This window comes from Vibrio sp. V38_P2S17PM301, assembly GCF_009904845.1.
In the GTDB taxonomy this organism is placed as follows: domain Bacteria; phylum Pseudomonadota; class Gammaproteobacteria; order Enterobacterales; family Vibrionaceae; genus Vibrio; species Vibrio proteolyticus.
Genome location: NZ_WXWO01000016.1, coordinates 36,541 through 53,773, shown reverse-complemented (window position 1 = coordinate 53,773; position 17,233 = coordinate 36,541). Strand labels below are relative to the sequence as shown.

Genomic DNA, 17,233 nt, shown 5'->3' with positions numbered 1-17,233 from the left:
AAACCCTACTTGTGTTGAAACCGGTGCCGATGCATGCGTTCGTTCAGGTAGGCGAATTACCATACAAGGAGGAGTGAATGGCATTACAACCGTTTCATCTGGCGATTCCGGTTTATGACTTGCCGATGGCTCGAGAATTTTATCGAAACGTATTTGGTTTAATCGAAGGCAGGTCAAGTCAACAGTGGGTTGATTTTGATTTTTTCGGCCACCAGTTGGTTATCCATCAACATCCGAAAACGCACAGTCAGGAGCAGGCACACACCAACCCAGTTGATGGTCATGCCGTACCGGTGCCGCATTTCGGTGTGGTGCTGGCGTGGCAACAATGGCACGACTTGGCAGAGCGACTGCGCACATTCAAGACAGCATTTGTGATTGAACCGTATATCCGTTTTGAAGGACAGGTTGGTGAGCAGGCGACCATGTTTTTGTTTGACCCATGTGGTAACGCTCTGGAGTTTAAAGCGTTTAAGGACATCAATCAGTTATTTGCCACCGATTAATGCATCATCCACATATCCGGTAGCGGATATGCGGAGATATGCCCGCCTGACAGGGCGAGTTGTTATTGATGAACCAGCGTGAGGCCACTTGGAAGAGCATCACCAAACACCCGCTTGGATTCATTTTCTGACAATTCTTTGACCTCTTCGACCAGCGCCACCCAAGACTCTGGGACTTTACTCTGCTTCAGTTTAGTCAGGACCTGAGTTCGGAAATCGTCTGAAATATCAAACAGGCGGTCGCCGGTCTTGCGACAAATCATCACCGCGGCGAATCCGATCATTGGCTCTTTCTGCCAATTTTTCTCGAGCATTTTCGGCAGCCATTGCTCTGCCTGCTCTCGAGGAATCACACTATGTTGGCTGCCATACAGCGGTGTTCGTGAGGCCAGACGGCCTAAGGCCCACCAATGCGCCTGCTCGAACTGGGTATGGTTCATCGCTTTACTCAAGAACCAACTGGACAGGAGCACTTTATCTTCGACGTCAAGGTGCTCAAGAGAGGCGGCGAGACGAACCATCGCTTCATACCCCATGTCCTGGGCAGCTTTAGCTGACTGAGGATTTTTCATCGCGCCAGGGTGCAGATACTTGGCAATATCAGCCAGAATGGTTTCCTGCTGCTCTTGGCTCAGGCCACCAGCGATGCGTCGCCAGAATACCCACCAATCTGTCCAACCTTGATGGTTTTTGAACTGAATGCCTTGTGGGTACAGGCTCCAAACCTGTTCAATACGCCAGGAGTCGGTCGGGTCGCCAAAACCGGGACGAAGTGCAAAGCCCGCCAGACGCAACCAGTTTTTTTCGTGTGGCTCCGAACGTCGGCGGCGCTTTCTGCCCAGGCTGAATGCATCAAATAGCTGGCGAAGTGTAATGAAATCCCACTCATCCCGTTTGCCGAGACGCTTTTCCAGATCCTTGGTCAGGGTCTTAATTTCTTTTGCGTCCGCGCTCTTTTTATTGCCACTGTATATGCGATTGATGAGCGCAAGGCATTCCTCAAGACGCGGGTGGCGTTGCGAACTTTCTGCTTCTTCTGCCTTCTGGTTGCGAACTTCAAATTCCAGCGCCCAGCGCTTGGTGTCATCGTCGGTGCTGACGCATTCCATTTTCAGCGTACCAACCTCCGTCAACTGACAGGCCAGTTGCACTTCGACACGCTCTTTCTGGTTGGCTTTCAGCTCTGCACCGTCGCTTTCCAGCGTCGCAATGTAGGGGGGAAGAGGAGCAAATAAATCCGGGTCAACGTCCACCATCACACCGTTTTGAATCGCTGTGTTGTGAGTCAGTGTATCGTGTGTTGAGGTCAGTAAGTTAAAGCGAACCGGCTCTCCCAGTGTCAATGAGAAACGGCGGCCGCTCAGACGGATTTCATGACCTTCGTCGGTGCCTTTGGCCAGCAGACATAAGGCTTTACCCATCTTATTTTTTTCCTGTAAGTGCAGGAAATAAGAACGAGCGGCGCCGCCACCGATTTTTAGCTGTGCACCACGACGCGCTTTGCCAAATGCAACCGCCCCAAGCGCCACAGACCAGTCAGGATGCGGGTTATTGAGGACGGTAACCTCAGCCCCACGCCAGTGACTGAGCAACTGAGTAATACGCTGGGTGACCAGGTCACTGTTAAATACCCCACCGTTTAATAGTATACCGACCGGGACGGCTGGCTGCTGGGGATCATAGTCGTTCAGACTTTGCAACGCAGCGTGCGAGACTTGCTGGTGCTGGGTTAAGAACTCTGCAACGTGTTTGCTGACTGCCGGGTCGGCCACATACGGCAGACCGAACTCGACTACCGCGCTGCGTCGCTTGTCTGGTGTCTCGTTAAACTCAGACAGTGGGAAAAAGCCGTCCAATGCGATCTGGTGCACTTCTTGTTTAGATAAGCTGACACTTTTGGTTCCGCCCAGCAATTTTGAACCACTGCCCAGCATGGTGATGCGTACATCGTCAGGGGCGTTTGCCGACAGCAGATTCTCTTTGGCTTTGCGGGTTTGCTGAATCAGCTTGGTCAGGCTGGCAGCATTCAGTTTTTTGCTTTGGTTGAAGCGTTGTTCTGCCAGATGTGCCAGTGCAAGGTCGAGGTTATCACCACCGAGCATCAGATGTTCGCCCACACCAATACGATCCAGCGCCAGTTCTCCTTGATGGAATTTGGCTTCAATCAGACTAAGATCAGTCGTACCCCCACCGACATCGCATACCAGAATCAGTGGCAGTTGCTGAAGTTCTTCTGCTGCGGTGTCTCTGTGGCGGGCATACCAGTCGTAACAAACAGCCTGCGGTTCTTCCAGCAGTACGATGTTGGTCAGCCCGGCCAGCTCGGCGGCCTGTAATGTCAGTTTGCGCGCCGTTTCATCGAATGAGGCTGGAACGGTGACTACCACCTCCTGATCTTCCAGAGGATTTCCCGGATGGCGGTAGTTCCAAGACTGACGGATATGATTCAGATAGCTGGCACTGGCGATGACAGGGGAGACTTTGTCTACGTCCGCTGCACCTGCCCAGGGCAGAATCTCGGATGTGCGGTCGACCGCCTGATGCGAAAGCCAGCTTTTTGCGCTGGAGACCTGTCTGCCTTCTACTTTTGCGCCCAGCTCACGCGCCCACTCTCCAACGATAACATGTTGGATGTCCCCTTTAACCGGTTGGTGATTCCATGGGAGCGTCAGATCAGAGGGCGCGATTTGTTCACTGGCCGGATGGTAGCGGAAAGAGGGGAGCAGGGGTTTACGAACCACCTCTCCGGGACCGATCAGTTGGTCGATATCGAACAATGAGACGGCGGATTGCTCCAAGTTGTCGGTGATTTCACAAAAGGCGACCACAGTGTTGGTCGTACCCAAGTCGATTCCGACAAGAAAACGAGGCGATGCCATATAACAAAACCTTTCGTTAATCTGAAAACGGCATCCGTGGGGATGCCGTTTGTCATTCATTATGCGTGTTCGCTGCCTTTGGCGTCTTCGCGAACGTCAAATTCAACGTGCCATTTCTGGCCATTGTCTGCGGCGATGGCTTCCAGTTGCAATGTGCCCAGCTCGGTTACCCGTGAAGCCAGAGTTACAGGGACAACTTCGCCTTGTTTACGGCCTTCGGAGACGGGCAATGTCACCTGAATTTCTGGTAATTCTTCCAATTCTTCTGGTGCCCAGTGATCAAGGTGTGTACCCGCAGGGTCGTCGCGACGTACTGTGGAGCCGAAAAACTGAAAGTGAACCGGTTCGCCAATCACCAGGCCGAACTCTTGGCTTGGTACGGTTGCGCTTGAACCTTCTTCCATACCAAATGGTGCCACACAAAGGGCTTCCATTGGAGGTGCCATGCCAGGAATAGCAGGCATCGCGCTTTCGATACCAACATAGTAAGCCGAGGCAATACCACCGCGGATACGTACGCCTTGTCCACGACGGACTGAGCCGTAGTAGGCAGCACCGCTGGCGACAGCTAGATCCAGATCAACACCCGTCAGGCGTTTTGCGTATTCCGCGTCAGCTTCAATCAGCCATTCGTTAATGGTTTCTTCCAGACGCTCTGCCAGCAGCGAAGATTTTAATACCCCGCCATTAAACAGGATTGCTGTCGGTTTAATGAACTTAACGTTGGTTTGAGATTCACCGCCGGGCATGCCCGGCATATTTGCGAACGGATTGAAATCTTGAGCCGCGGGCTCTGACCCGCTCTGAGCGTGAGCCTGTTTAGACAGGAAAGCGGCGATATGACGGGTAATGCCGGCATCCTGAGCGTAAGGCAAGCCCATTTGAGTCAGGGCGCCACGCGATTTTTGTACCGGATGTTCTGCGATCGTCACTTTTGGAAAGAAGCCATTGACTAAAGTCTGTTGAACCTCTTGCTGTGTCAGCTCTGTTTTGAGGGTCGCGCCAAGCAGTTTAGAGCCGCGGCTCGGCACTACGATCGGCACAGATTGCAGCTCGCTGTCGTTGAGCAAGGCTTCTTTGGCATCGCGGCAGGCATGGGTCATGGCCTGCACCTGCCAAGGTTGCAGATCTTTGCCTTCCTTAGCCAGCTTCATTTTCAATCGGTAGGCCAGTGCCAGGTCCATGTTGTCACCGCCAAGCAGAATGTGTTCGCCGACAGCAATACGATTCAGTGTCAGGTTACCCTGATCTTCAGTCACTTCAACCAATGACAAGTCGGTGGTACCACCACCGATATCGACAACCAGCACAATGTCACCAACGCTGACTTCGTCGCGCCAGCTATCGTTGCTGTTGTCAATCCAGTTGTACAGCGCGGCCTGAGGTTCTTCTAACAACGTCAGGTGGCTGAAACCGACATTACGTGCGGCTTCAGCCGTCAGGTCACGCGCAGCTGGATCGAATGATGCCGGTACGGTAATCGTGACGTCTTGTTCTGCCAGTGGGTGATTTGGGTTCGCGTGATCCCAGGCCTCTTTCAGGTGCTCAAGATACAACTCGGTCGCGCGCAAAGGCGACACTTTTTCAACCTCTTCCGGGCTACCCGCCGGCAGAAACGCGTCACGACGATTCACCCCGCCGTGACACAACCAGGACTTGGCACTGGCAATCAAGCGAATCGGTGTTTTGGCACCCAGATTGCGTGCAATCGCACCCACCAGCGCTTTGGGTTCGGAAGACCAGGGAAGCACGCGTGAAGACGGATTCATCTCGTGTTCGTGCGGCTGATACAGGAATGAACCCAACTGAGCGCGGCTTTCCACCGCACCAGGAGAAGTCAACTGAGGAATTGCCATCACTTCGACATGCGCATCCTCACGGCTGGTATCCATGTAGGACAGCACGCAGTGCGTGGTGCCAAGGTCAATACCGACACTGAACATTGGTGGCGTATTGTGGTGCGTTTGTTCCATTACAGCTCTACCTCGGCAGGGGCAATCACAGAGGCATCGTAATTTTCGGCCAGTTTAGGCAGGGTCATTGCTGTCGCTTTCCAACCTTTGTGAACCAGCGTACCGTGGAACGGAGCGCTGCCAGTGACGTTGCCCGTCAGGCGTACTTCCTGAGGGTTGAAACCTTCTTCAACGGTAATGCGAGTTTCTTCATCTTCGTTGCGGATATTTTCCAGCGACACATATTCGGCCAGAACTTTCTGTCCACCAGAGTGAATCACGCGCGCTGCAGCCCCCACGTCTTCATCGGAGAACGAAGTCAGGTCTTCTTTTAAGAAATCAATTAAACGGGCTTCCTGCTGCATAATAGAAAGAAGCTGCATCGCCGAGTCTGTCGATGCTGTAGCGAGTTTCGATTCAACTTCCACAACTTTTTCGACGACTTTTTCCACTTCGACGACTTTTTCAACTTCAACAATCTTTTCGACAGGTTTTTCTACCTCAACAATTTTCTCGACAGGCATTTCCACGACTTTTTCTATGATTTTAGATTTGCGTGAAACGGCAATGATCAGCAGTAGCAAGCTGGAAGCCGCCAGACCTGCGTGAAGCATATCGAAAGTTTGAGGGACCATTTGTAAATCGAAGTTCATGATGAATTCTCTTTGAATTGTAATATTTCCAGGTGAGACGGCTCACTGCTCACCTTGGCGTTACGCCATGCTTAAGTGTCAAATAGGGGCGAATAGTACCATATTCAACCCGCATGGCTCGTTGAAATACAACCCATATTGCGGAATAACGTTCTGATTGACGGGTTTTTAGACAGGAAGTGAGTGAGATCTTTGTCCAAAAAATAAGTCTAATTGATGATAATTGATTAAAAGTATTCTGATTTTAGCGATTTCATGGCTCAATGAGACCTTATCCATTGAAGAATATTTTCAATATAAGTGGCTGTGTTTGGCGGTCTTTTAGCTAAATTCTGCAGCATTCTTTCTCAAAGATGAGATAAATAGTGGGCCACTTAAGGTGGCTCGACTACGCTGTTAGACAGGTTTATTCGAGCCAGACATCGCTCCAGACGATTTATAATAAGTAATGAAAGTTTATCGAAAAAGTCGCTCAGCCTATTCAATCATCACCTTCTTCTCTGCCAGTGTTGTCACCTTGCTCGCCATGGCGATCGTCTACTACGAGCAGCGTGAAGATAACTTGCATGTGTTTGAAAACCTCACCCAACGTCAGACGGATGCGTTACAGCGCTCTGTGTTGAATGACATCAACTACATCGGGGCCGCCGCCAACTTCTTCCATTCCAATTTTCCGGAAAACTGGGGGCAGTTCAGCGTATTTGCGCATGAGTTGATCAATAACTCGCCAAGTTTGATCACGTTGCAATGGCAGCCCAAAGTGGAAGTGCATGAGATTAACGACCATGTCGCTAAAGCGCGTAAGATCTTTCCTGATTATCGTCTCTACACCATCCCAAAGGACGGTAAGAAGACTTACGGCTACGTGATGAAAAATCAGGCCCCCATCTTTGTCATGAGTGATATCTATCCACGCACTCCGGTGAATATCGGGTTGCTGGGGTTCTATTCGACCAAACTGCGGTTTGAGCTGGTACTGGAGTCAATGCGTGAGACGCGTCAGGCCAATGTCTCGGACAAAGTAAGGTTGCTGGCTGACGGGCTGGACGCTGATCTGGAAAAGCGTGGCTTACTGGTTTATCTGCCAGTCTTTGATCAACAGCACAACAAAACGTTGATTGGAGTTGTTGTCGGTGTGGTTCTGGTCGACATGTACTTCAACAACTTGATGAACAAAACTGCGTCAGAGCAGGACTTGCTGATTCGTGTTACCGACATGGGCTATGACTCGGAAGATGAACCCGTGCTGTTTCAAAGCCCGAACTGGGACAAAGTTAAAGGTGCGGCAATCAGCAAAACCCTGGAGTTGCCAAATCGCCGTTGGATTATTGACTACAAAATGCCGCAACCTTACACCCGACATGATCAACTGGCGTTAGTGGCGGTTGGCATTGGCGGATTACTGATGGCGTTTATGCTTGGCTTTATTGTCCACCTGCTGGCACGAGAGCGTCAGCGTTTGTCGGTCATGCTGGAAGAGCGCACTGCCGAGTTGCGTTTTCTGGTGGAACACGACAGCCTCACCGGCTTGTTTAACCGCCGTGCGTTCAATCAATTTCTGGAAGAGTACATTAAAGCGCGTAAGCCGTTCAGTTTGGTGACGTTTGATATTGATCACTTTAAGTCAATCAATGATCAGTACGGTCATATCGTGGGAGATGAGATGCTGATCCATGTGTCACGTTTGATTGAAAAAGCGTTAAAGCCCAACGATTTATTTATGCGAATGGGGGGAGACGAGTTCTGTATTATCTCACGTGAGATTGATCCCGGTCGTTTACATCATTATATGAATGGGATGAGGGCAATGGTGCATGGCAATGCGCTGATGTCTGATGTTGGCCCGGTGATCTGTAGTCTGAGTATTGGCGCCGCAGTACATCAACACCATGATGCCGAACAAATTCTGCGTGCAGCGGATGAACAGTTGTACGTCAGCAAAGAGAACGGGCGGAACCGGGTGACTGTCGCTGGTTTTCCACCCGGTTAAACTGAGGTAGGTCGATGTTTGGCTTCAGTTCAGGTAGAATCCTGCGCTTTAACTTTACGTGGGCATAGAATAAGGCGAACGATGAATCATAACCGTATTGTCTGTTTTGATCTGGAAATGTGTTGCTGGAATGAAGACGGTGTCGGCACGACGGGCGAAATCATTGAAGTTGGTCTGGCGGAAATCGATCTGGCAAAAGGCGAGATCGTTAAACGCGCTCAGTACTACGTTAAACCAGAACACGACCAGATTTCCGAATTCTGTACCGAGCTGACGGGCATTTCCCCACGTAAAATCGATAAACAGGGGCGTCCTTTAAAGGCGGTGCTACAGTCGATGGTCAAAAACTTTGGCGGGCCGAACAAAATCTATGCGTCCTGGGGACGAGACGATCTGATCCTGATTGAAGAGTGTCAGCGCAAAGGGCTGGACGTGCCGTTCAAAGAGTTCATTAACCTGGCTACCTTGTACCGGGTTCAGCATCGTCTGAAAGATAAGCGGATAGGCCACCGGGCAGCGCAGGAAGCCAAGGGCATTGAGTGGGAAGGTCGCCAACATTCCGGGTATGTAGATGCCTACAACTTAGCCAAACTGGCCCTGACCATGTTGTGATGATGTTTGTTGTCATTTAAATGAAATTAGTTTTATATATTTTTGTCATCTGTTGTGATTAGACTGTTTCTGTCACTCAATAGAGATTGAGTCATGGAATTAATACTAACAACGTTATGGCTGGCAAATTGGGTTCTTGGTCTGGTCTTTTTTGCACGCTGGCATCAACTGCCGGTGCTGTGACTAGATTAACCTTCTGCCGAAAAATAAAAGAGTGCGTTACACACGCACTTTTTTTATTGGTTCTGATTCTTCTCCGTGACCGCCAGTTTGGCCCGAATAAACTCACTGTGATTGACGTAGAGGAGTTCGGCTGTTTTGCGTATCAAAGCATCCTCAAGCGGGTCAATTTCACCATCTGCGTGAGCAACTTCCCACATGGCTTTGACCAGTTCAAAGCGTTGCGCCTGGCTCATGTCTCTGAGCTGGTCAGTAAAATCATACAGAGAAGCAGAATGTTGAACCCGGTGTTCGGCTTCGGTCAGTAATGCGCTGGCGTCTGCTTCGCTTTGTTGCGTCAGACGGCTGAGCAACGCCAGTTTAGCGTTGCGTTCGCTATCGTCGACCTGATGGTCTGCGTCGGCCACTTCACACAGTAAGCAGGCAATGGCCAGGTTGGGGTTGGCCGTTTGAGCATTGCTCAAATCGCCACCTTCCAGAAACTGTTTAAATGCGCTGGCGATGGAATTAAACATGGGATAGAGCCTTTTTGATTGTCTGTATCTAATTACATAGTGGTCAACAAAAACGATCACAAGTTCCCACACAAAGAAATTTACTGCGTTTTTTCCAAGGCCCGCTTTTTTAATCCGTTTCTAACAGCTCAATCACCTCTGAGCTGGTTTTTTCATGTGCGGCGAGCAGCAGCGCCAACATCGCATCTGCCTTGGTGTGACTGTCGCTGTCTGAGTCGAGAATCTCTTTCAGACGCAAGTGGATCATATCGATCTCGTGCTCAACAAATCCACGACCTTCTTCTTCACCCTGGATGTCTTCGGGGGCACTGTCGAAATTGAGAAACAGGAGTTCTCCGTCCCGGCGGGCGTCAACCAGTTGCTCTGGCAGCCACTCTTCTCCGGTGACAATTACGGGATCGTCATGATCTGGTAGAGACGACAGAATGTGCTTGAGTTCTGATGCTTTCACGGCGTTTTCAAACAAGTTTAAGATTATTGTCTATTGTATCGGCTAAGAGACGGAAAACATAAGCTATTGTTACATGGAAACCGTCAGCGTGATGTCATTTTATTCCTGACCCCAGCGTTGGATGTTTCATGGGCCTGCTTGCACATTGTGTGCGAGAAAATTGGTTACACTTTTGAACGATTTTACAGTCTGTGACCAAATGGGGCTGATTTATACTGGCGCGATTGCAAAGCGATTGACTCGCATCAGGAGCCAATAATAATGAAATTTCAACCAACAAGCTGGCGTACGTTCCCTTGGCTAGTGGGTCTGTGTTCTGTACCGGTGTCCGCCTTAGCGAAAGATAGCCCTGAGCAAGACTGGGGGATCGCAGCCATGTATCGGATGGCGACGGTTCCGTACGATACGCGAGACGGGGATCAGAGCGTGTCTACATTCGTACCGATGATGTTCTTTCAAAATGAGCACCTGTTCATTGATGGCATTGAGGCTGGGCTGCTTTTGTTTAATGAACCCGAGCAGGAATGGCGGATTTCGGCACTGACCCGGCTGCGTTTTGTCGACATTCCGGCGTCCTTACAAAACGCCAATCAAGGGGACGCGGTCGATTTTGGTGCGCAGTTACGTTACCGAATGGATGAGCAATGGTCTTTTGATACTGAAATCATGAGTGATGACGAATTTCGTTTTCATGGCAATCTGCGCCTCTCGGCACAATTTGAATCCGGTGACTGGGACATCAACCCGGCGTTGACGGTGCGTGTTAAGGACGCCGATTTTAACAGTACTTATTACGCTTTTTCAGAGTACACCAACGAGCGGATTGGCCCTGGTGTTGACGCCAATATTGGCTTTGATGCCCGCTATCATGTGGCTTCTAACCTGTATCTGCTTGGCGCTGCGAGTGTTACCGTGCTCGACAGTGAGGCCTATCGCAGCCGAGCGGTCGAAGAGAGAACCCAGGGAGAACTGTTTGTTGGATTCGGTTTTTTCCGAGACAAAACCAAAGCGCCGAAATCGGCGTTAAGTAACAAGCGTTATCTGCGCCTGGCTCATGGTTGGGGAACGCCTTCCAACATCGGGGAAATATTTTCGTTTAATCGGGAAAAGGATCCGTACAACAACCAACTGACGTCTGTGTTTTACGGACATCCGCTCACAGACGAATTGTTTGGCCTGCCATTGGATATCTACCTCACGCCAGGCCTGGTTCATCATTGGTCGTCAGCGGTACAAAGCAGCAGCACGGAATACGTCGCGGCGATCAAAGCGTATTACACCTTCGAATGGCCAACCACCTGGCGGTTTGGGTTTGCCGAAGGTTTGTCGTACATCGATAACATCACTTACATTGAGCAATCCGAGATGGAGCGGAAAGGGTACACCGCCAATCATCTATTGAATTATCTGGACTTTTCCTTCGATGTTAATGTTGGCGAACTGTTCAATAACCGTGAGCTGAAAAAACTGTGGTTTGGTTACTCGCTGCATCATCGCTCGGCCATTTTTGAAAAGGCCTCTCAGTTTGGTCGGATCAAAGGCGGCAGCAACTACAATACAGTGTATCTCCAATATGATTTCTGATTCGCACGGAATGTAAATCATATGATTTCTATATAAAACAAAATGATATCAGTAAGATTTCATAAAATAATGTTTTAGGAGTATTGAAATCGGTCGGTGTCGTATTATTATTCACTAATAAATAATACTTAAAAATAAACGACGTCTATGGCTAATAAAGACAACTACTTATCCATCCTTATGGCTCAGGTGGAATGCATCAACGAGCAATTGGATGGCGTCAAACGTGAGCGTTTGTCCGTAACGTGTACGGAAACGGATTACCGTATTGAAAAAATTTTGCCTAAACCCAGAGGGCGCACGCCAACACCCGGTCCGGCGGTGTTGTTTCAGGGGCAAGGTCACGCCTGCCATGTATTTCTCAATGGCTATCAATCGTTCTTTTTCACTGAATAGCAGCGATAAAAAAGGCGCAGTCCTTGATAAGGCGGCGCCAAAACGGGTAATAGAGAGTTACCTGAAAATGTCAAAAAAGGATGCTTAACTTAGGACAGTGGAACAGAAAATCAGGGAGTTGTGTCGCCAACTCCCTTTTTTGTATCTTAAACTGGTAATGCGTCCAGTTGGGATTTCGCAGCCGCAATCCCTTGACTGGCAGGCTCTTCACCCATGTTCAACGCTTCAGCGTACACAAATTCTACATCGGTAATGCCGACAAAACCCAGTACCGTGCGCAGGTACGGCGTCACATTATCGGTTGGTGAATCTTTATGGATTCCGCCACGTGTAGTGACAACAATCGCTTTTTTACCTTCGATCAAACCTTGAACGCCCGCTTCGGTGTATTTGAATGTCACGCCGGCACGTGCAATCAGGTCAATCCAGTTTTTGAGTTGTGTTGGGATAGTAAAGTTATACATAGGCGCAGCGATAACCAGTGTATCTGCGGCTTTGATTTCTTCGATCAGTGTGTCAGACAGAGCCACAATATGCTGTTGTTCGTCAGACAGATCTTCGGTTGCACGCAAAGCGGTCGCAACACCAAAATCCAGAACCGGCAGAGGGTTGGCTGCCAGGTCGCGCACGGTCAGGTTTTCTTGGTCAACATTTTTGATGAACTCATCTACCAGTTTGTTTGACTGTGAGTAGTCGCCCAGGATGCTGGATTTAAGTGCTAGGATGCGAGACATATTCAATTCCTCAGTAGTGCTTTCTCGGTATGGGCACATATTAAAAGCGTTACGTCCACGGTTGAAGTAGAGGATTTTGCTGTACTTGTTCGAAAAAATAGAACAAGTACAGAAAGGGAGTAAATCGTTCGGGTTACGCCTCAACAAGTGGCTTGAGTATATGGGATGTGGCTGTGATACAATCCGCGCAGTTTTATGTAATGAAAAGAATAGGAAACGCTTTGACTTCGTCACAGCCAGAAAACCAAAATGCAGTATCTGCGGCTACAAATAGCCCGGTGGCACTGCGAAAGGCGCTGAATGAGTGCATGCTGCGGGACAGATTCCGTTTGAGCAAACGCATTTCCGGCGCCACTAAAATTAAAAAAGACGCATCGCGTAATGCGGTGCTGGATGAAATTGCGTTGGACATCGCCAAATCAATGGCGGAAGCCCAGCAGCGTGCGGCATTTGAGCCGACCATTGATTATCCGGCGATCTTGCCAGTCAGTCAGAAAAAGGCCGATATAGCGAAAGCCATCGAAGAAAACCAGGTGGTGATCGTCGCGGGTGAAACCGGCTCAGGTAAAACCACGCAGCTACCCAAAATCTGTGCTGAGTTGGGGCGCGGAAAATATGGCCTGATTGGTCATACCCAACCACGTCGACTGGCGGCCCGCTCAGTCGCGAACCGAATCGCGGAAGAGATGGAAACGCAACTGGGTCAGTTTGTCGGCTATAAAGTGCGTTTTAACGACCAAATATCCGACAATACGCAAATTAAGCTGATGACCGATGGTATCTTGTTGGCCGAAATCCAGCATGACCGTTTTCTGAATCAGTATGACACCATCATCATTGATGAGGCGCACGAGCGCAGTCTGAATATCGATTTTATTCTCGGCTACCTCAAAGAGCTGCTGCCACGTCGTCCTGATCTGAAGATCATCATCACATCGGCGACCATCGATCCAGAGCGATTTTCAAAACATTTCAACGATGCACCAATCATTGAAGTGTCCGGCCGAACTTATCCGGTTGAAACCCGTTACCGCCCGTTAAGAGGGGATGACGATGGGGACCGCGACCAGTTAGAAGGCATTTTTGAAGCCGTTGACGAGCTGTGCGATGAAGGCCTGGGCGATATTCTGATCTTCATGAATGGTGAGCGAGAAATTCGTGATACGGCGGATGCGTTGAGTAAACGCAATCTCAAGTCGACCGAAATTGTGCCGTTGTATGCACGACTATCCGCAGGTGAACAGAACAAAATTTTCCAGCCGCATACCGGTCGTCGCATTGTGCTGGCAACGAACGTGGCGGAAACGTCACTGACGGTGCCGGGCATAAAATATGTGATTGACCCGGGTACGGCCCGGATCAGTCGATACAGCTACCGGACCAAGGTACAGCGTTTGCCGATTGAGCCGATATCGCAGGCGAGCGCCAACCAGCGTAAAGGTCGCTGTGGACGTGTGGAAGAAGGTATCTGTATCCGTTTGTATTCGGAGGAGGATTTCGAATCACGCCCAGAGTTTACCGATCCAGAAATTCTGCGTACCAATCTGGCCTCGGTTATTTTGCAGATGACTGCGCTTGGTCTGGGGGATATTCAGGCATTCCCATTTGTTGAAGCGCCGGATAAACGCAACATTCAGGATGGTGTCCGCCTGCTCGAAGAACTGGGGGCTATCAATGAAAATGCCAAAGATCCGAAAAAACGTCTAACGGCAACGGGCCGTCAACTGGCGCGTTTGCCTATCGACCCTCGATTGGCGCGTATGGTACTCGAAGCTCCTAAATATGGTGCTCTCAAAGAGGTGATGATCATTGCATCGGCGTTGTCGATTCAGGATCCCCGTGAACGTCCGAGCGACAAACAGCAGTCGTCAGATGATAAGCATCGCCGTTTCTTCCATGAAGAATCGGACTTTCTGACGTTTGTGAATTTGTGGGAGTACGTGCAGAAGCAGCAGAAAGCGTTGACGGGTAATCAGTTCCGTAAACAGTGTAAGCAAGATTATCTCAACTACCTGCGTATCCGTGAGTGGCAGGATGTCTATTTCCAAATCCATCAATCGATGCGAGAAATGGAGTTCAAACTCAATGATGAGCCAGCAAGCTATCACGGTGTGCACAGTGCGATCTTGGTTGGGTTGTTGTCGCACATCGGTATGAAAGATCAGGAGAAGAATGAGTATCAGGGAGCGCGGAATGCCCGTTTCCATATCTTCCCGGCGTCCGGATTATTTAAGAAGCAGCCGAAATGGGTGATGTCGGCTGAGCTGGTGGAAACCTCTAAACTGTGGGGGCGCGTCATTGCTAAGATTCAGCCGGAGTGGATTGAACCGCTGGCAAAACACCTGATTAAGCGCAGTTACAGTGAGCCGCATTGGTCGAAGAAACGTGCCGCGGTGATGGCGCATGAAAAAGTCACGCTGTACGGCATTCCAATCGTACCAAAGCGTGTAGTGAACTATGGCAACATCGACAGCACGGTCAGTCGTGAAATTTTCATTCGCAGCGCACTGGTTGAAGGGGAGTGGGAAACCAAACACGCCTTTTTCAAACAAAACCGCAAGTTGCTGCAGGAAGTGGAAGAGCTGGAGCATAAATCCCGCCGCCGGGACATCCTGGTCGATGACGATGAGCTGTTTGATTTCTACGACCAACGTGTTGGGACGGAAGTGGTGTCCGGTCGTCATTTTGATACCTGGTGGAAGCACGTCGCCAAAGACACACCAGAGTTGCTGAATTTCGAAAAAGAGATGCTGTTTAAAGGCGATGCCAGCCATGTGACTGATCTCGATTATCCGAACTTCTGGTACCAAAATGGATTGAAACTTAAGCTGAGTTATCAGTTTGAACCGGGTGATGATAGTGACGGTGTCACTGTACATGTGCCATTGCCGATCCTTAATCAGGTTGAACCGGCGGGTTTTGACTGGCAAATCCCGGGGTTGCGCCATGAACTGGTGGTTTCTTTAATCAAAGCCTTGCCGAAAACGCTGCGTAAGAACTTTGTTCCGGCCCCAAACTATGCCGATGCATTTCTTGCCCGTGTGACTCCGATGGAGGCCCCGTTGTTGGACGCGTTGGAAAAAGAACTGCGCCGCATGACGGGAGTTGAAGTGTTGCGTGAAGACTGGAATCTCGATCAGGTGCCAGAGCACTTGAAAGTCACGTTCCGCGCGGTGGATCACCGCAATCGCAAACTGAAGGAACACAAAGATCTGCATGAACTTAAAGAGAGTCTGAAAGATAAAGTTCAGGAAACCTTATCGAAAGTGGCCGATGACGACATTGAGCAGCAAGGCCTGCATACCTGGAGTTTTGGTGAGTTGCCGAAAGTGTATCAGCAAAAACGGGGCGGCTATGATGTCAAAGCGTTCCCGGCGCTGGTCGATGGTAAAGACAGTGTTGAAATCAAGCTATTTGAGACTGAGCAGGAGCAGCATGCCGCGATGCGTCAGGGGCAGCGTCGTTTGATTCTGCTTAACGTTCCTTCGCCAATTAAGTATCTGCACGCCAACTTGCCTAATAAGTCCAAGCTGGGGCTTTACTTCAACCCGTATGGCAAAGTGCTCGACTTGATTGATGACTGCATTGCTTGTGGTGTTGATAAGCTCATCCAGGAGCAGGGTGGTTTGGTGTGGGAGCCAGCTCAGTTTGAGGCGTTGAAAGAGCATGTCCGGGCTGAACTGGGAGATACGGTGGTGGACATCGCTAAACAGGTGGAAACCATTCTGACCACGGCGTTCAACATCAACAAGAAGTTGAAAGGTAAGATAGATTTTTCGATGGCGTTTGCCTTGTCTGACATCAAAGCGCAAATTGAAGGGCTTATCTTTAAAGGATTCGCGACTGAGTGCGGTTGGCAACGTCTGCCGGATATTTTGCGCTACATGCGAGCCATTGAGCGTCGGATGGAAAAACTGCCGATCGATCCGAACAAAGATCGACTGCACATGTTGAAGATTGAATCAGTCAGTAGTGACTATAAAGAGTTGCTCAATAAAATTCCGAAAGGCATGGCGATTCCGGAAGAAGTGAAGGAAATTCGCTGGATGATTGAAGAGTTACGAGTCAGCTACTTCGCTCAGCAACTCGGAACCCCGTATCCTGTTTCTGATAAACGTGTCAAAAACGCGATTGAGGCATGTTAGTGGTCCAGCCACAGGCACAGGACTTGCATGAAGGTAGCTCAGCAATATAATTGTGACGAAATGCGGCAAGGCGGTGCCGTTAGCGGCCTTGCCACGATAACTAAAGAAGGTTAACTATGAAAAAAACTCTACTGGCGCTAGCTCTGCTGGGTGCTTCAGCTTCAGCTTCTGCTGACTCATGGATTTACGGTGGTGCATCAGTGGGTACTGCAGACTTCAATGGTTCTGACGGTACTGCATACAACGTACACGTAGGTACAGGTATCTTACCGTTTATTGGTATTGAAGCCGGTTACAACCGTTTTGATGACTTCAATAAAAACGACACTTCTTTTGACAACGTTTACGTAGCAGCGAAGCCAAGCATTAACTTTGGCCCACTTCAGGTTTACGCCAAAGGTGGTGTACATAAGTGGGACATGAGTTCAAAAGCGGGTGACGACGACGATTACGACTTTATGTGGGGTATCGGTGCGGATTACGCTGTATTTGGTCCGCTGTCTCTGGGTGCAAGCTACACCAGTTACGAAGTGTCAAAAGACGATATTGGTTCATTCAACCTAACGGCGTCTCTGAACTTCTTGTAATTCGCCAATCGGCCAGAATTAATTTACGCAAGCCCGTGTCTGTGACACG

General features: G+C 49.7%; 13 protein-coding genes. 7 read left to right on the top strand and 6 right to left on the bottom strand.

The window, feature by feature from the left end; all coding sequences use genetic code 11:
- Positions 1-77 precede the first annotated feature (77 nt).
- Entirely contained in the window at positions 78-506 is a 429-nt protein-coding gene (locus tag CAG64_RS03570) for a VOC family protein (RefSeq protein WP_021703517.1), read from the top strand.
- A 62-nt stretch (positions 507-568) separates the two neighbouring features.
- Here the strand turns inward: CAG64_RS03570 and CAG64_RS03565 are convergent, their stop codons facing one another.
- The 3 genes from CAG64_RS03565 to CAG64_RS03555 are packed head-to-tail and all read right to left on the bottom strand — an operon-like array spanning position 569 to position 5,990.
- Complete coding sequence (locus CAG64_RS03565) at positions 569-3,385, bottom strand: Hsp70 family protein (RefSeq protein WP_161457646.1); 2,817 nt, start codon at positions 3,383-3,385, stop codon at positions 569-571.
- Positions 3,386-3,444: 59 nt separating this feature from the next.
- Positions 3,445-5,358 carry an Hsp70 family protein gene (locus CAG64_RS03560; protein WP_161457647.1) on the bottom strand — a complete coding sequence of 638 codons (1,914 nt, stop codon included), beginning with the start codon at positions 5,356-5,358 and terminating at the stop codon, positions 3,445-3,447.
- On the bottom strand, positions 5,358-5,990 hold the full coding sequence (locus tag CAG64_RS03555) for a DUF2760 domain-containing protein (RefSeq protein ID WP_161457648.1): 633 nt from the start codon (positions 5,988-5,990) through the stop codon (positions 5,358-5,360). Before CAG64_RS03555 ends, CAG64_RS03560 begins: the two co-directional genes overlap by 1 nt.
- Before the next feature lie 448 nt (positions 5,991-6,438).
- On the opposite strand from CAG64_RS03555, the gene CAG64_RS03550 reads away from it, so the two are divergent.
- Together CAG64_RS03550 and CAG64_RS03545 are read left to right on the top strand one after the other, a co-directional pair.
- Entirely contained in the window at positions 6,439-7,980 is a 1,542-nt protein-coding gene (locus CAG64_RS03550) for a sensor domain-containing diguanylate cyclase (protein ID WP_021703513.1), read from the top strand.
- Positions 7,981-8,061: 81 nt separating this feature from the next.
- Positions 8,062-8,592 carry a 3'-5' exonuclease gene (locus CAG64_RS03545; protein ID WP_021703512.1) on the top strand — a complete coding sequence of 177 codons (531 nt, stop codon included), beginning with the start codon at positions 8,062-8,064 and terminating at the stop codon, positions 8,590-8,592.
- A gap of 236 nt (positions 8,593-8,828) precedes the next feature.
- Here CAG64_RS03545 and CAG64_RS03540 read toward each other — a convergent pair whose 3' ends face one another.
- Positions 8,829-9,287, bottom strand: a complete 459-nt coding sequence (locus CAG64_RS03540) for a tellurite resistance TerB family protein (protein ID WP_161457649.1) — start codon at positions 9,285-9,287, stop codon at positions 8,829-8,831.
- A gap of 109 nt (positions 9,288-9,396) precedes the next feature.
- Positions 9,397-9,738 carry a hypothetical protein gene (locus CAG64_RS03535; RefSeq protein ID WP_040902118.1) on the bottom strand — a complete coding sequence of 114 codons (342 nt, stop codon included), beginning with the start codon at positions 9,736-9,738 and terminating at the stop codon, positions 9,397-9,399.
- Positions 9,739-9,999: 261 nt separating this feature from the next.
- Here CAG64_RS03535 and CAG64_RS03530 point away from each other — a divergent pair, with 261 nt between their 5' ends.
- The gene (locus CAG64_RS03530; protein ID WP_161457650.1) at positions 10,000-11,322 is read left to right on the top strand and encodes a MipA/OmpV family protein; all 1,323 of its coding nucleotides are present in this window, start codon (positions 10,000-10,002) and stop codon (positions 11,320-11,322) included.
- A gap of 147 nt (positions 11,323-11,469) precedes the next feature.
- Entirely contained in the window at positions 11,470-11,718 is a 249-nt protein-coding gene (locus CAG64_RS03525; protein WP_161457651.1) for a hypothetical protein, read from the top strand.
- Positions 11,719-11,864: 146 nt separating this feature from the next.
- Here CAG64_RS03525 and CAG64_RS03520 read toward each other — a convergent pair whose 3' ends face one another.
- Positions 11,865-12,452, bottom strand: a complete 588-nt coding sequence (locus CAG64_RS03520) for an FMN-dependent NADH-azoreductase (RefSeq protein WP_021703507.1) — start codon at positions 12,450-12,452, stop codon at positions 11,865-11,867.
- Between the two features lie 200 nt (positions 12,453-12,652).
- Here CAG64_RS03520 and hrpA point away from each other — a divergent pair, with 200 nt between their 5' ends.
- Together hrpA and CAG64_RS03510 are read left to right on the top strand one after the other, a co-directional pair.
- Complete coding sequence (gene hrpA / locus CAG64_RS03515) at positions 12,653-16,597, top strand: ATP-dependent RNA helicase HrpA (RefSeq protein WP_161457652.1); 3,945 nt, start codon at positions 12,653-12,655, stop codon at positions 16,595-16,597.
- 116 nt (positions 16,598-16,713) lie between these two features.
- Complete coding sequence (locus tag CAG64_RS03510; protein WP_021703505.1) at positions 16,714-17,184, top strand: outer membrane beta-barrel protein; 471 nt, start codon at positions 16,714-16,716, stop codon at positions 17,182-17,184.
- Positions 17,185-17,233 lie beyond the last annotated feature (49 nt).

What these genes read in the sequence shown, in the direction of transcription:
- CAG64_RS03525 (WP_161457651.1), top strand. Translation starts at nt 11,470, where the DNA reads ATGGCTAATAAAGACAACTACTTATCCATCCTTATGGCTCAGGTGGAA.
- CAG64_RS03530 (WP_161457650.1), top strand. Translation starts at nt 10,000, where the DNA reads ATGAAATTTCAACCAACAAGCTGGCGTACGTTCCCTTGGCTAGTGGGT.
- CAG64_RS03540 (WP_161457649.1), bottom strand. Translation starts at nt 9,287, where the DNA reads ATGTTTAATTCCATCGCCAGCGCATTTAAACAGTTTCTGGAAGGTGGC.
- CAG64_RS03510 (WP_021703505.1), top strand. Translation starts at nt 16,714, where the DNA reads ATGAAAAAAACTCTACTGGCGCTAGCTCTGCTGGGTGCTTCAGCTTCA.
- CAG64_RS03555 (WP_161457648.1), bottom strand. Translation starts at nt 5,990, where the DNA reads ATGAACTTCGATTTACAAATGGTCCCTCAAACTTTCGATATGCTTCAC.
- hrpA (WP_161457652.1), top strand. Translation starts at nt 12,653, where the DNA reads ATGAAAAGAATAGGAAACGCTTTGACTTCGTCACAGCCAGAAAACCAA.
- CAG64_RS03570 (WP_021703517.1), top strand. Translation starts at nt 78, where the DNA reads ATGGCATTACAACCGTTTCATCTGGCGATTCCGGTTTATGACTTGCCG.
- CAG64_RS03520 (WP_021703507.1), bottom strand. Translation starts at nt 12,452, where the DNA reads ATGTCTCGCATCCTAGCACTTAAATCCAGCATCCTGGGCGACTACTCA.
- CAG64_RS03550 (WP_021703513.1), top strand. Translation starts at nt 6,439, where the DNA reads ATGAAAGTTTATCGAAAAAGTCGCTCAGCCTATTCAATCATCACCTTC.
- CAG64_RS03545 (WP_021703512.1), top strand. Translation starts at nt 8,062, where the DNA reads ATGAATCATAACCGTATTGTCTGTTTTGATCTGGAAATGTGTTGCTGG.
- CAG64_RS03560 (WP_161457647.1), bottom strand. Translation starts at nt 5,358, where the DNA reads ATGGAACAAACGCACCACAATACGCCACCAATGTTCAGTGTCGGTATT.
- CAG64_RS03565 (WP_161457646.1), bottom strand. Translation starts at nt 3,385, where the DNA reads ATGGCATCGCCTCGTTTTCTTGTCGGAATCGACTTGGGTACGACCAAC.